17 protein-coding genes and 1 pseudogene are annotated in these 14,356 nt (G+C 26.7%); 17 read left to right on the top strand and 1 reads right to left on the bottom strand.

The window, feature by feature from the left end; all coding sequences use genetic code 11:
- The first annotated feature begins 81 nt into the window (after window positions 1-81).
- The 17 genes and pseudogenes from BUA77_RS03275 to BUA77_RS03205 all read left to right on the top strand — a co-directional run bounded on the left by BUA77_RS03275 (window position 82) and on the right by BUA77_RS03205 (window position 13,825).
- A complete protein-coding gene (locus BUA77_RS03275; RefSeq protein WP_072887276.1) occupies window positions 82-1,767 on the top strand; it encodes an AAA family ATPase in 1,686 nt (561 codons plus the stop codon).
- A gap of 237 nt (window positions 1,768-2,004) precedes the next feature.
- Window positions 2,005-2,432: pseudogene (locus BUA77_RS14790) on the top strand (tRNA threonylcarbamoyladenosine dehydratase); the annotation flags it as partial.
- A gap of 335 nt (window positions 2,433-2,767) precedes the next feature.
- On the top strand, window positions 2,768-2,959 hold the full coding sequence (locus BUA77_RS03265; RefSeq protein WP_072887273.1) for a hypothetical protein: 192 nt from the start codon (window positions 2,768-2,770) through the stop codon (window positions 2,957-2,959).
- Window positions 2,960-2,995: 36 nt separating this feature from the next.
- Window positions 2,996-3,142, top strand: coding sequence for a hypothetical protein (locus BUA77_RS13695; protein ID WP_159428937.1), 147 nt, complete (start codon window positions 2,996-2,998; stop codon window positions 3,140-3,142).
- A 78-nt stretch (window positions 3,143-3,220) separates the two neighbouring features.
- Window positions 3,221-3,631 (top strand): hypothetical protein, encoded by a 411-nt coding sequence (locus tag BUA77_RS03260; protein ID WP_072887271.1) that lies wholly within the window; start codon window positions 3,221-3,223, stop codon window positions 3,629-3,631.
- A 502-nt stretch (window positions 3,632-4,133) separates the two neighbouring features.
- A complete protein-coding gene (locus BUA77_RS03255) occupies window positions 4,134-4,364 on the top strand; it encodes a zinc ribbon domain-containing protein (RefSeq protein WP_084605456.1) in 231 nt (76 codons plus the stop codon).
- Window positions 4,365-4,415: 51 nt separating this feature from the next.
- Window positions 4,416-4,541 (top strand): LDCC motif putative metal-binding protein, encoded by a 126-nt coding sequence (locus BUA77_RS14525; protein ID WP_278280550.1) that lies wholly within the window; start codon window positions 4,416-4,418, stop codon window positions 4,539-4,541.
- A 15-nt stretch (window positions 4,542-4,556) separates the two neighbouring features.
- On the top strand, window positions 4,557-4,847 hold the full coding sequence (locus tag BUA77_RS03250) for a hypothetical protein (protein ID WP_072887267.1): 291 nt from the start codon (window positions 4,557-4,559) through the stop codon (window positions 4,845-4,847).
- A gap of 121 nt (window positions 4,848-4,968) precedes the next feature.
- On the top strand, window positions 4,969-6,396 hold the full coding sequence (locus tag BUA77_RS03245; protein ID WP_072887265.1) for a two-component system sensor histidine kinase NtrB: 1,428 nt from the start codon (window positions 4,969-4,971) through the stop codon (window positions 6,394-6,396).
- Window positions 6,397-6,400: 4 nt separating this feature from the next.
- Entirely contained in the window at window positions 6,401-7,747 is a 1,347-nt protein-coding gene (locus BUA77_RS03240) for a sigma-54-dependent transcriptional regulator (RefSeq protein WP_072887263.1), read from the top strand.
- 222 nt (window positions 7,748-7,969) lie between these two features.
- Window positions 7,970-10,414: a heavy metal translocating P-type ATPase gene (locus BUA77_RS03235; RefSeq protein WP_278280549.1), complete on the top strand. Its 2,445-nt coding sequence runs from the start codon at window positions 7,970-7,972 to the stop codon at window positions 10,412-10,414.
- A 135-nt stretch (window positions 10,415-10,549) separates the two neighbouring features.
- The gene (locus BUA77_RS03230) at window positions 10,550-10,801 is read left to right on the top strand and encodes an adenine nucleotide alpha-hydrolase family protein (protein ID WP_072887261.1); all 252 of its coding nucleotides are present in this window, start codon (window positions 10,550-10,552) and stop codon (window positions 10,799-10,801) included.
- A 194-nt stretch (window positions 10,802-10,995) separates the two neighbouring features.
- Window positions 10,996-11,544, top strand: a complete 549-nt coding sequence (locus tag BUA77_RS03225) for a hypothetical protein (protein WP_072887258.1) — start codon at window positions 10,996-10,998, stop codon at window positions 11,542-11,544.
- Window positions 11,545-11,571: 27 nt separating this feature from the next.
- Window positions 11,572-11,853, top strand: coding sequence for a YncE family protein (locus BUA77_RS03220; protein WP_072887256.1), 282 nt, complete (start codon window positions 11,572-11,574; stop codon window positions 11,851-11,853).
- On the top strand, window positions 11,841-12,458 hold the full coding sequence (locus BUA77_RS03215; RefSeq protein ID WP_072887254.1) for a class I SAM-dependent methyltransferase: 618 nt from the start codon (window positions 11,841-11,843) through the stop codon (window positions 12,456-12,458). The genes BUA77_RS03220 and BUA77_RS03215 overlap by 13 nt, the downstream gene beginning before the upstream one ends.
- 214 nt (window positions 12,459-12,672) lie before the next feature.
- Entirely contained in the window at window positions 12,673-12,969 is a 297-nt protein-coding gene (locus BUA77_RS03210) for a hypothetical protein (RefSeq protein WP_159428936.1), read from the top strand.
- Between the two features lie 343 nt (window positions 12,970-13,312).
- Window positions 13,313-13,825, top strand: a complete 513-nt coding sequence (locus BUA77_RS03205) for a spermidine synthase family protein (protein ID WP_072887250.1) — start codon at window positions 13,313-13,315, stop codon at window positions 13,823-13,825.
- Here the strand turns inward: BUA77_RS03205 and BUA77_RS03200 are convergent.
- The gene (locus BUA77_RS03200; RefSeq protein ID WP_072887248.1) at window positions 13,779-14,210 is read right to left on the bottom strand and encodes a SoxR reducing system RseC family protein; all 432 of its coding nucleotides are present in this window, start codon (window positions 14,208-14,210) and stop codon (window positions 13,779-13,781) included. The two genes, BUA77_RS03205 and BUA77_RS03200, sit on opposite strands and share 47 nt — an antisense overlap.
- Window positions 14,211-14,356: the final 146 nt, after the last annotated feature.

The following is a 14,356-nucleotide window of genomic DNA, read 5'->3' as shown; positions in this document are numbered from 1 at the left end:
AGGATTGATTTTGAGAAATGGATTAATGATGATAGGTTATGATATAATAGGTAATAACCTTAAATTAGAGGAGAGAAATTCATGAAGAAAGTACCAATAAGAGTAAGTGATTTTAAAAAATTGATAACTGAAAATTATTACTATGTGGATAAAAGTTTGTTTATAAAGGAAATAATAGATGATGGTTCGGAAGTAATACTCCTTCCAAGACCTAGGCGTTTTGGGAAGACACTTAATATGAGCATGTTTAAATATTTTTTTGAGAAAAATGATGAAGATAATAAATATTTATTTGAAAATCTAGAGGTAAATAAGTATAAAGATATAATGGATATGCAGGGGAAATACCCAGTTATATATCTAACATTTAAAGATGTGAAAGATGGAAGTTTTGAAAAGTGTTATGAAAAGATGAAAGAAATTATATCGAAAGAATATTCAAGACATAGGTATTTGATAGAAAGTCAATTTTTAAATGAAGAAGAATTTTTAAATGAAGAAGATGAAATATATTTTAAAAACATATTATATAAGAGAGCATCTCAAGTTGAATATGAAACAAGTTTTAAAAATTTAAGTAAGTTTTTAAGTGAATATTATAATCAAAAAACAATTGTGTTAATAGATGAATATGATACACCAATACAAAGCGGATATTTAAGTGGATACTATAAAGAAATAATAGAATTTATGAGGAATTTTTTGAGTGGTGTTCTTAAAGATAATGAGTATTTGCAAAAGGGAGTGCTTACTGGAATATTAAGAGTAGCAAAAGAAAGTATATTTTCAGGACTTAATAATTTAGAAGTTTTTACCATACTGAAAAATCATTATAGTGATAAGTTTGGTTTTTTAGAAAGTGAAGTAGAAGAAATATTAAAGCATTATAATATAGAGTTTGAAATGGATGAAGTTAGAAAATGGTATAATGGATATATATTCGGGGAAAATGTAATATACAATCCATGGTCAATACTAAATTATGTAAAAAATCATGAAAAGGGATTTAGGCCTTATTGGGTGAATACGAGTAGTAATGATTTAGTAAAAATAGTATTGACAAAAGCAGGAGAAACAGTAAAAAAAGAACTTGAAGATTTGATAAAAGGGAAAACTATTGTAAAACAAATAAATGAAGATATAGTGATGAATGATGTAGAAAATGGATCGGAAAATGTATGGAGTTTTTTACTTTTTAGCGGGTATTTAAAAGTTATAAATGAAAATTTAAAAATGGGAAGAAGTTTTTGTACATTAGAAATACCAAATTTTGAAGTAAAATATCTATATGAAGAAATAATATTGTCTTGGTTTAAAGAAAGCATTAATAATGAAAAATTTAATTATATGCTAAAAAGCTTGACAACAGGAGATATAGAAACATTTGAAGATATATTTAGTGAGTATATAATAAAAAGTGCAAGCTATTTTGATATAGAGGAAAGTGAAAAGTTCTATCATGCATTTGTGCTTGGAATTTTAGTAGCGTTAAATGAGGAATATGAAGTAAAGTCAAATAGAGAAAGTGGATATGGAAGATATGATGTAGCATTAATTCCAAAAGATAGAAATAAACTAGGGATAATTATGGAGTTTAAGAAAGTAAATAAAAGAAGAAAAGAAACATTGGAAATTGCAGCTGATAAAGCAATAGCGCAAATAAAAGATAAGAATTATAAACAGGAATTATTGGATATGGGAATTGAAAACATAATAGAGCTAGGAATTGCATTTGAAGGAAAAGAACTTTTAGTAGTTGAGGGATAAGAAGGTTATAAAGGGGAGTTTTGTTAAGTAGGGTTACTAGAAAATAGTAAAAGAATATAATAAGAAAATAAAAATTTCATAGTAAATACGAATTTAAACTATGAAAAATTAGACCATGCTACAGAAGATTTGTCATTAGGAAATTTTGATGAAGGAATAGGAAAAATATTTTATACTATATCCCAAAATATAAATCAGGAATATGACTATGATGATAGAGTAATCTTTTCAAGTAGTCTTTCTGATAAATATGATTATGTTATAGATGCTATTGATATGCTTTCTGCAAAACTAGATTTAATAGAAAGATGCACTAAAAAATACCTATTATAAGTTGTATGGGAGCAGGAAATAAGTTAAGTCCAACTAGGCTTGAAGTTACAGATATATATAAAACATAAATGTGCCCACTAGTAAAAGTAATGAGAAGTAAGCTAAGAAAAAGAGAGATAAAGAAATTAAAGGTTGTATATTCTAAGGAAAAACCTATAACACCAAAAGCTGTAGGTGGAGACTGTAAAACAAACTGTATTTGTTCAAATAAAGATAGAACGTGTGTAGAAAGAAGACAAATTCCAGGAAGTGTATCTTTTGTTCCATCAGTTGCAGGACTTATTATTGCATCGGAAGTTGTAAAAGACATAATAGGTTATACAGAAAATTAAAAATAAATTTTATTAAAAAGTCGTTAGTTATATAGAGCTAGCGACCTTTATTTTTTTGTATATATAATCCTTATTAAATTCTCTACTGTGTTAAATCGCTCATAAATTGTGTCATATCAATTGAGATTTTAAAATTAAGTTAGTAATTTAGTAAATATTTTATGTGTTTATTAATTAAGTTTTTTCAGATTAAAATAATAAAATGAAAAATATTATTTGATATTTCATATAAAATATGAAAAGTGGCATCAATATTGCTTGAATAGTTAAGTAGGTAAAATAAAAATATTTTAAAAAATTATGATTTATAAACAAGATAGGAAGGAGTGTTTTATATGATTCTTATACTTAGAGTTATTTATATTATTTTAATTGGCTTTGCCATGTATCAAATGTTTAAAAGAGGTGGATGTTGTGGTGGACATATGAATCATTCAAATAATGATGAAAGAATAAATGTAGACAAAAACAAGAATATTAAGCCATTGATAAGTGAAGAAGAAAGAAAGAATGCTATTGATTTATAATAATTTATGAAAATTATATAAAGGAGAGAAGTTGATGTGGTTGATATTAATAGTAAAATAAAAAACAACACTATAAGTTATAAAAACAGTAAAAAAAATAAAATTAAGGTTTCTCTTATAGAGTACGTGCTTATTGTATTTATTGGTGTAGCAGGAACTTTATTTTATTACTATATTCATTAATTATAAAAAGTTAAAACTGGCATAGATATTGCTTTATATAAAGGTAAATAAAAAAATAATAAAAAGGAGTCGAGAATTATGAAAAAAAGAGGTATTGTATTTGTACTATCAGGAGTTTTAATGGTGGGAGGTATAACAGGGTTTGCATATGCTAGCTCAAAACCTAATCCTGTTAAAGAAGAAAATCAAGCAAGAATTGAATCGAAATTAGATGAAAAAGAAATGATTAAGCTTATGAAGAAAAATGATTTTAAAGATACAGCAAAAGCTTTGGAAAAGGAAGATTATGAAGCTATGGATGAATTTATGAATAACATGACTGAAGAGGATTATCAAAACATGATTAAAACAATGAGAGAAGGTGGATATGAATTTATGGCAAACATGATGGAATCTATGGATAGAGAAGAGATGATAGAAATGTATAATGCTATGGGTGGAGCACAGGCGTGCCATGGAGAAGGTAATAATATGATGGGAGGTTTTTAATTTATTAAAAAAACTATGAAATATTAGAGTTAATGTTATTTATAGATCCAGTATATTTTTAATATGCTGGGTTTAATGCTCTTTACAATAATTAAGTGAATTGAATCGTATGCCGCAGTCTTTAGTAGATTTAATACAATATACGCTAAAAATAAGGAGGAATTGTAATGGAATATCAAAAAGAAAGTAATTATAAAAAGGTCATAGGATTTTTTAAATTTACATTATTAGCCATGACAGTAATGGCAACTTCTGTTCTTTATTTTATGAAGTAGAGAAATTATAGATAATGAGGACTAGTATATACTAAATAGACCTGTACATGAAACTTATATTCTAGTTGTTCGAAATTTTCAAATATTTTATTGAAGGATTGAAATTTTAGAGGATTTAATAAAAAAATTCATAAAACCTGTTATTTTTGCAAAATGACTATAGATAAAACATGGAAAATATATCCTTATTGTGGAAAAGATATATTGAAAGGAGATGAGGCACATATATGATGATTTTATTGTTGATTATGTTAATAATAATAGTATATTTTTTTATAAAAGAATATAAACTTTGTACATGCTTTGAAGAAGATGTGAAAAAATGTACAAGTTGCGGATATAAAGTAAAAGAAGAATATATTTATTGTCCAAATTGTAAAGAAAGATTAAAAAAAGAATGTGAAAATTGCAAAAGATTAATTGATATAAATTGGAGAAAATGCCCTTATTGCAAATAAAGATAGTAATATTTTTAACGTTGTAAAAATTATAAAAAGGAGAGATATAAAATGAAAAAATGGTTTAAAAAATTTCTTGAAAAATTAGAAAAAGCTAATAAAGAAAATTTTGGTAATGGAAAACTAGACTGCTGTGAATTAAACAAAAAAGGCAATAGTGCTAATACAAAAAAATAATAGGAGAATTTATTTATGAATTGTTCAAAAAATAATCATGATAAAAATAACAAAGGTTTATTAAAGCATGGAATTTTAATGATGTTATGCTGTATGCTACCTATATTAATAATTGCTGGGTTACCTTTATTTGGAATAAAAGGAGGGATACTTTCATCACTAGTATTTCTTTTATGTCCTTTAATGCATGTTGGAATGATAGTTATAATGAAAAAGTCTCATAATAATAAAGATTGCTATGAGATAGAAAATGAAAAATACGTAGAGATAGAAGAAAAGGAGTATAAAGTAATAGAAGATAAATAGTAAGTAAATACTAAAATAAGGACTCTAGTAATGAAACTATCTGCTAGAGTTCTTATTATTTATAGATAAGAACTTTTCATAGTGGTAAAATATAATAAATAATATTTTAAGGAGAAATGATATGACAAATAAAAGCAATAAAAATGATATATTCTTTATTGGTATAACAATAATTATTATAACCTTGCTTCACTATTTTACTATATCTACAAAGTGGGAGATTCACGATTTTTATAGAAGGTTATACTATATACCTATAATTGTATCTGCCTTTAAATTTAGATTAAAAGGAGGAGTATTATCCTCATTAGTTATCTCTATATTTTATGCACCACATTTGTTTTTATATTTTAGGAAATTTGATATTGCTATTTTAAATCAGTTTTTGGAAATTATAATGTTTGTTGTTATAGGAATTATTACAGGTTTTTTAGCAGAATCAGATTTTAAAAGAAAAAAAATGCTACAAATTCAAATAAAGAAATTAACAGATCTTGAAAATTTCACGCAAAACATCTTAGACAGTATAACAAATGGACTTATTGCAGTGGATAAAAATTTAAAAATAAAGTCTATAAATAAAGACGGAAGAGAAATATTTAATTTAGATGAATATTTTATTGAAAAAGAAATAGATACTTTATTTGCTGATTATGAGAAATTAGAAGGAATGCTAATAGAAGTAATTGAGGGAAATAAAAAGATGTTAAATATTGAAACTAGATGTAACAGTAAAAATAATAAGTATTTAGATGTAAAATTACTTGCTTATCCTCTTAAAAATATTACAGGGAAAATAGATGGATTAGTACTTGTTATTGAGGATATATCGGAAATTAAAAAACTTGAAAGTCAAGTAAGAAGAGCAGATAAGCTTTCTGCTGTAGGAGAGCTAGCATCTGGAGTTGCCCATGAGATTCGAAATCCATTAGGTATTATAAAAACCATATCTCAAACAATTAAAGAAGATATAAAAGATAACAATATAGAAGAGGAAGAAATAAATGAAGGACTTGATATTATTATTCATGAAATTGACAGAGCAAATTCTGTAATTAAAGGATTATTGGATTTTGCAAAACCTAGTGTATATCAAATAAAAACTCAAAGTATAAATAAATTAATTAAAAACATAGTACTCATTACAAATAAATATGCACAGCAGCATAATGTAGAAATAAATTATACTTTTGAAGAAGATAAAAATATATTAATAGATGGAGAAAAGTTAAAACAAGCCTTTATAAATATAATATTTAATTGTATACATGCTATGCCAAAGGGAGGAAAGCTTAACATAAATTTATCAAAAGAAAATAGTTGGGTTAAGATATCCTTTGAAGATGAGGGAATAGGTATACCTAGGGATAAGTTAGAGAAAATATTTGAACCTTTTTATACTACAAAAGATACAGGAACAGGACTAGGTCTTTCTATTACTCATAGAATTATAGAAGAGCATAATGGGTATATAAAAGTAGAAAGTGAAATTGGAATAGGAACAAAACTACATATATATCTTCCTGATAAATCAGAGAAAGGAGAATAAGAAAGTGAAAAAGATATTAATTGCAGATGATGAGAAAAATATGCTTTGGGCAATGAAAAGAGCCTTAAAAGGGAAAGAATATAAAATTATTACTGCATCAGATGGATTAGAAGCAGTTGATAATTTCAAATTATATGAACCTGATCTTGTTCTTTTAGATTTGAAGATGCCAAAAATGGATGGAATGAATGCCCTAAAAGAAATAAAAAATATTAACCGCAATATACCTGTTATCATGATTACAGCTCATGGTACCATGGAATCTGCTGTTGAAGCTATGAAGCTTGGGGCATTAGATTATATTTCTAAACCTTTTGATATAGAAATGTTAAAGATACAAATAGAAAAAGCTCTTGAAATTGGAGATATGAAGGAAGAAATAAACTTTTTAACCCAAGAGCTAAGAAGCAGTACAGGAAAAATAATTATTGGTGAGAGTCCTCAAATGAAAAAAGTACTAGACATGGTTAAAAGAGTTTCAAAAAGTAATGCAACAGTACTAATAACAGGAGAAAGTGGAACAGGTAAAGAATTAATAGCAAGTGCTATACACTATAGTAGTCATAGGAAAGATAAGCCTTACATAAAAGTAAACTGTGGTGCTCTTCCTGAAAATTTACTTGAGAGTGAACTTTTTGGTCATGATAAAGGAGCTTTTACTGGTGCAGTAAGTAAAAAGTTAGGTAGATTTGAAAGAGCAAATGGAGGAAGTATATTTTTAGATGAAATAGGAGAATTAAGTCTAGCTGTTCAGGTAAAACTTTTAAGAGTATTACAAGAAAAAGAAATAGAGAGAGTGGGAGGTACTGAAGTAATAAAAGCAGATGTAAGGATTATTACAGCAACTAATAGAGACTTAAAGAAAATGGTAGAAGAAGGAACATTTAGAGAGGATTTATATTACAGATTAAATGTTATACCAATAGAACTACCTCCATTGAGAGAAAGAAAAGAAGATATTAGATTATTAGTTGAATATTTTTTAGAAAAACACTGCAAAGATATGGGAAGAAAAAAAATTAATATAAGTAAGGATGCTTTGAATATTTTAACTGATTATAGCTGGAAGGGAAATATAAGAGAACTTGAAAATATAATTGAAAGAGTGGTCATATTAAACAGTAGTGAATTAATTGATAAAAATGATTTGCCTAGAGAAATATTATCTAAAAATAATACAGAATTTAAATTTAATTTGCCGCCAGATGGAGTAAAACTAGAAGAAGTAGAAAAAAGCTTTATTATGCAAGCTCTAAAAAGGTGTGATAATAACCAAACTAAAGCTGCTAAATTATTAGGTATTACAAGACATACTCTTATATATAGAATGGAAAAGTATAATATAAGTTAAAAAAATAGAAAGTCTTATTTTATAAATTCATTTCAAATAAGACTTTCTATTTTTTTATTGTTATATAACACAAAGGCTGTGTCAAAAGCTACAAATTATTAGAAAAGAAAAAGGTTGTGAGTCTGTTAAGCTAGAATAAAAGTATATTTTAAATAATGGCATAAAAATTGCTAATAATAAAAATAATAAAATTAAGTTTAAAAAGGAGTTGAAATATTGCCTATGGAAAAAAATTTTAATATAAGAGGAATGACTTGTGCATCTTGTTCTAGGGCTGTTGAAAGAGCAGTAGAAAAATTAGAAGGAATAGAAGAAGTTAGTGTAAACTTAGCTACAGAAAAAATGGAAGTAAAATATAATGAAAATTATATTTCTTATGAAGAAATTATAGAAGCAGTAAGCAAAGCTGGATATAAAGCAAGCATTGAAGAAAATAATAGAGATATTATAATACCTATACAGGGAATGACTTGAGCATCTTGTGCAAAAGCTGTTGATAGGTCTATCAACAAATTAGAAGGGATAAAATCTGTAGATGTAAATATTGCTACTAATAAAGCAAAAGTGATTTATAATCCAGATAAGGTAAGAATTTCAGAAATAAAAAATGCAATTAAAAAAGCTGGATATACCCCTTTAGATATAGAAAAAGAACTAGTAAAGGATGAGGACAAAGAAAGAAAAGAAAAAGAAATAAAAACATTATTCAAGAAATTTGTTATATCTTCTATATTTACACTTCCTCTTTTATATATAGCAATGGGACATATGTTAGGATTACCTTTACCTAAGATTATTGAACCTATGGATAATCCTTTGAATTTTGCATTGGTTCAAATTATTTTAACAATACCTATAATAATTGCAGGATATAAATTTTATACTGTAGGATTTAAAGCTTTATTTAAAGGAAGTCCTAATATGGATTCTTTAATTGCAGTAGGAACAAGCGCAGCTATTATTTATGGTATATATGCTATATATCAAATTATTAATGGAAATATGGAGTATTCAAAGGATTTATATTTTGAAACAGCAGGTGTTATTATAGCTTTAATACTTCTTGGAAAATATTTAGAAGCTGTCTCGAAAGGAAAGACTTCAGAAGCTATTAAAAAACTTGTAGGAATGCAACCAAAAACTGCTACTGTTATTCAAGAAAATAAAGAAATAGTTATATCTATTGAAGAAGTAGAAGTAGGAGATATATTGCTAGTAAAGCCTGGAGAAAAAATTCCTGTTGATGGAGTAGTTGTAGAGGGACATAGTTCTGTTGATGAATCTATGCTTACTGGAGAAAGTATTCCTGTTGAAAAAAAGATAGGAGATAATGTTGTTGGAGCTAGTATTAATAAGAATGGTGTAATAAAATTTAAAGCAACTAAGGTAGGAAAAGATACAGCACTTTCTCAAATCGTAAGATTAGTAGAAGAGGCACAAGGAAGTAAAGCTCCTATTGCAAAGCTTGCTGATATTATATCTGGGTATTTTGTTCCAATAGTTATGGCTATTGCTCTAATATCAGGAGTTGCTTGGTACATTTCAGGTCAGTCTGTAGTATTTTCTTTAACTATGTTTATTTCTGTTTTAGTTATAGCTTGTCCATGTGCTTTAGGACTTGCAACTCCAACAGCTATAATGGTTGGGACAGGAAAAGGAGCAGAATATGGAGTTTTAATTAAAAGTGGGGTAGCGCTTGAAACTGCACATAAAATAGAAACAATTGTATTTGATAAAACAGGAACTATAACAGAGGGAAAGCCAAAAGTTACAAATATTATTACATTAGGAAATTTTACAGAAGAAGAATTACTTCAATTGGCAGCTTCTGCTGAAAAAGGATCAGAGCATCCATTAGGAGAAGCTATTGTAAGAGGAGCAGAAGAAAAAAATATTTCTTTATTAAATTTAGATAAGTTCTACGCTATACCAGGCCATGGCATAGAAGTTGAGATAGAAAATAAGAAAATATATTTAGGTAATGAAAAACTAATGAAAGATAAAAATATACAAATGACTTTAAAAGATGAATCTGATAAACTTGCAAATGAAGGTAAAACACCTATGTATATGGCTATAAACAATAAACTAGAAGGTATTATTGCTGTTGCAGATGTAGTAAAAGAAAGTAGTAAAAAAGCAATAGATATGCTTCATGAAATGGGAATAGAAGTTGCTATGATTACAGGCGATAATAAGAAAACTGCTAGTGCTATTGCAAAGCAAGTTGGAATAGATGTGGTTTTAGCAGAAATCCTTCCTGAAGACAAGGCAAATGAAGTTAAAAAGCTTCAAGAAAAAAATAAAGTTGTAGCTATGGTTGGAGATGGTATAAACGATGCTCCAGCCTTGGCTCAGGCAGATGTAGGTATTGCTATTGGTTCAGGTACTGATGTTGCTATGGAATCAGCAGATATAGTACTTATGAAAAGTGATTTAGTAGACGTTGTTACTGCTATAAAACTAAGTAGAAGTACTATACGAAATATTAGGCAAAATTTATTTTGGGCATTTGCATATAATACTGCTGGAATACCTCTTGCAGCAGGTATATTTTATGCACTAGGTGGACCAAAGCTTAATCCAATGTTTGCAGCAGGAGCCATGGCTTTAAGTTCTGTATCTGTAGTAACTAATGCTTTAAGATTGAGAAAATTTAAAGTATAGGATAAAAAATCAGGAAAATAATTTTCCTGATTTTTTACCGTGCAAATATATAGTTTTATTATATAATACAACAATTGAGTGATTTACTACAAATATCCATTTTATAGTTACTCATAAAGTAAAGGAGGATAGGCTGTGACTTTAAATAAGATATATATGATAGATCAAGCTGAAAAATACTTAAGAGATATAATATTTACAAAATTTAGAGTGAGATATGAAGAAAACATTGCAATAATTCAAGTATCACCAGATGAAATGAAAAAACTTTTCAATTTAAATGTAATGAATGAGATAGGTAAAAAATTAAAGAAAATAGGTTTTGATTATGTAACTGTAGATTTGTTTGGATATAGCAGTGATAATATGAATAAAACTTCAATTTAGTTTATTTAGAAAGTCGCTAGTCATAAAAACTAGCGATTTTTATTGTTTAATATGACTCAATTAATGTTAGATTTGCTACAAGTACTTATTCAATTTCTTTAATTAATCTATAATTTTAAATGGTAATATATATTGGTATGAAATTTGCTAAGTTAGAAAGAAGATAAAAATTAATAGAAGGTGGGGAAAAGAATATGAAAAAGAAAAATATTTTAATTATAGGGTTGTTCGCAATATTTATTTTACTATTTTTTTTAACAAACAAGTTTAAGGAAGATGAGTTTATTCAAAATAAGAATGTCTTAGAAGAAAATATAAGAGAAGAAGAAATTTTAGAAGAGAAAGAAGAAGTAAATTTCGAAAAACTTATGAGAACGGATAACCAAGGAAATGTAGATGTAGGTGTACTAATTAATAATATTGAAAAAGAAGATGAAAATTATTTAGTTTTTAAAGTTATGTTAAATACACACTCTGTAGATTTAGAAGGGATAGATTATGCAAAATTAGTAAATATAAAAAATAGTGAAGGCCTCATTGTAAAAGAAGGATTTTTGTGGGAACAAGTAGGGGGAAGTGGACATCATATATATGGATATTTAAAAGTACCAAAAGAATATAATGGTGAATCCATTATTAATGAAAATACAGAATATATTGAACTTGAAATAAAAGAATTAGATAAAGTAGAATCTAGAAAATTTGTTTGGAATAAGAATGAAATAGATTTGATAAAAAAATAATAAAAATAGAGAAGGAGCAGATACGAAATGAAAAGGAAAATTTTGGGTTTATCAGTAATTACAATACTTTTTATAAGTGTAGTTTTTTTAGTTAAAAATTATAATAGACAAATTTTAGCGTATATCCCCAATGTAAAGGATGGAACTATTTCTGTAATTGACGTATTAAAAAAAGAACAAGTAGATATTATTAACGTAGGAGAATCTGCTTCACATGGTATTGCTACAACCATTGATGGGAAAAAAATTTATACAGGAGATTTAGATAATGGAAGAGTTTTAAAGAGGAAAAATATATGGATAAGTTAAGTGAAAAAATTAAAAAAAGATATGATAGAGTAGCCTTTATTTATGATATTTTAGAACAGCCTATGGAAGCTATGTCTCTTAAAGAATGGAGAATGCAAGTAATGAAAGAATTAAATGGAAAGGTCCTAGAAGTAGGGGTTGGAACTGGAAAGAATATAGAATTTTATCCGGATAATCTAGATATTACTGCTATTGATTTTAGTATAAACATGCTGGAAAGAGCAAGAATAAAAGCAAAAAAGTTAAAGAATAATGTAGATTTACAATTTATGGATGTTCAAAATTTATACTTTCCTGATAATACTTTTGATACTATATTTACTACATGTGTTTTTTGTTCTGTTCCAAATCCTATCAAGGGTTTAAAAGAAATAAAAAGAGTATGTAAAAAAGGGGGTAAAATAATTCTTATAGAGCACGTTAGAAGTGAAAAAAAAATACAAGGAGCTTTAATGGATGTATTTAATCCACTTGTTGTTAATTTATATGGGGCAAATATTAATAGACGAACCGTAGAAAATGTGAAAAAAGCAGGATTCAATAAAATAGAGGTGTCAAATTTGTGGAAAGATATTGTAAAGAAGATTGTCATATATAACGATTAGTCTTGTTGAATTAATAAGGGTATCTGTAAAAAAAGCTAAATTGAAAGCCCACGATTTTTCTAAGCGTGGGTTTTTCTAATAATAGATAAATTTTTTAATTTTACTATATTGCATAATTTTTCATATTTAATGGGGGGTTAGATGATTAAGAGGCTATCTTCAAAAGTATTTCATTGAAAAAAGTAAGGGAAAATATGATAATATTTATCTTTCTATGGTTATGACAAATGCAGTAGAAAATACGATGTACTCTTTATCTGAAAACTATATATATACTTATGAAGCTTTTAATGAGTATTTTAATCATTTAAGTAAAAATGGTAAATTAAGTTTTATGATGCATAGCAATATGGATTTGCTTAAGATTGTAAATACAGGAATAGAAGTTCTTTTAGATAAAGGAATAAAACCTAAAGAGGTAACAGATTATTTTGTAATTATAAATGGAGTGAGCATAGAGCATAAAAATATGCATGGTAATAAAGTTGCTATGCCTCTAGTAATTATTTAAAAATACTCCTTTTTCTAAAGAAGAAATAAAAAACATAAAAGAAATTTCTAAAGAGCAAAATAGAGAAATAATTCATTATCCAGGTGGAGAAAATGAATTTTATAAGCTAATTAAGGAAGGAAAACTAACTTATAAACAAGCGTTAAGTAGTATTCAATTTAATGCAAAACCAATTAAAGACAATAGTCCGTTTTTCTATAATTATACTAAATTTTTACCTCTTGAGATTATATATGTATTCTTTGGTATAATTTTCATTTGGATTGCCATAAGAAAGAGATACTTTAAGAAAAAAGAATATAAAGAAATTGTTAGATATTTTACCGGGCTAGGAATAGCATATATGCTAGTAGAGATTCCAATAATACAAAAAATGGTATTATATTTTGGAAATCCATCTCTTACTTTTAGTATTATTTTATTTAGTATTCTATTAAGTAGTGGATTAGGTAGTCTAATTAGTGGAAATAAATATGTAAAAAGATTTACAGACAATTCTTATTATTATTTATTATTTACAGCAATTACTATTTTAATTATTGGGTTTAGCTTAAATAAAATAATAGAAATTACAAATGATTATGTTATGATGCAAAAAATGGTAATTGGATTTTTAATAATTTTGCCTATGGGTATATTAATGGGGATACCTTTCCCAACGGGTATAAGCAAATTAAAAAATATATATAAAGAGGAAGATATACTTCCACTTATGTGGGGGGCAAACGGAATTTTTTCTGTAATCGGATCTTTATTAGCTGTAGCTTTATCTATTAAATTTGGGTTTAATAGTACTATATATATAGGTGCTATGATATATCTATTTTTATTATTTTATATTGGAGTTTTCCTTTAGATTGATATATGAAGTCTATAATTCTAATTATTATATAGGATATACCCATAAACAGTAATCCAACTAAAAAACTAAATACTTCTGATGAAAATCTGATGTTAAATTGCTTGTAAATAAAAAAACTAGAAAAAATACCTAATATAAGCATAAATAAAGGAAACAGATAAACTATAAATGCTACTTTCATAATAGATTTTGTTTCTGTTTCTATTTTTACAAAATCACCAGGTTTAGCGTCTAAAGTATTTTCTACATTTACATATATTCCAGTAGTACTGCATCCACCTTTACAACTAGAGCATTTTTCACCACATGCACTTGCCCTTCTTACTTCTAGTTTTGCAAAATTATCTTTTGTTTCTATAACTTTTCCTATGTTCTCCATAAAAACACTCCCTTCTATGTAAGTTTATACGCAAAAATTATACCAAGTCAATAAAATATAGATAAAGTGGATGAAATGATAAATAAAGTTTGTAAAATAAAGATGTAAATAAACAATATGCCACAAAAACTGTGTCAAAACCTACA

The sequence above is a fragment of the Tepidibacter formicigenes DSM 15518 genome (assembly GCF_900142235.1).
Lineage (GTDB): Bacteria > Bacillota > Clostridia > Peptostreptococcales > Peptostreptococcaceae > Tepidibacter > Tepidibacter formicigenes.
Note: the sequence above shows the minus strand (reverse complement) of the source record. Positions and strands in the feature narration are given on the sequence as shown.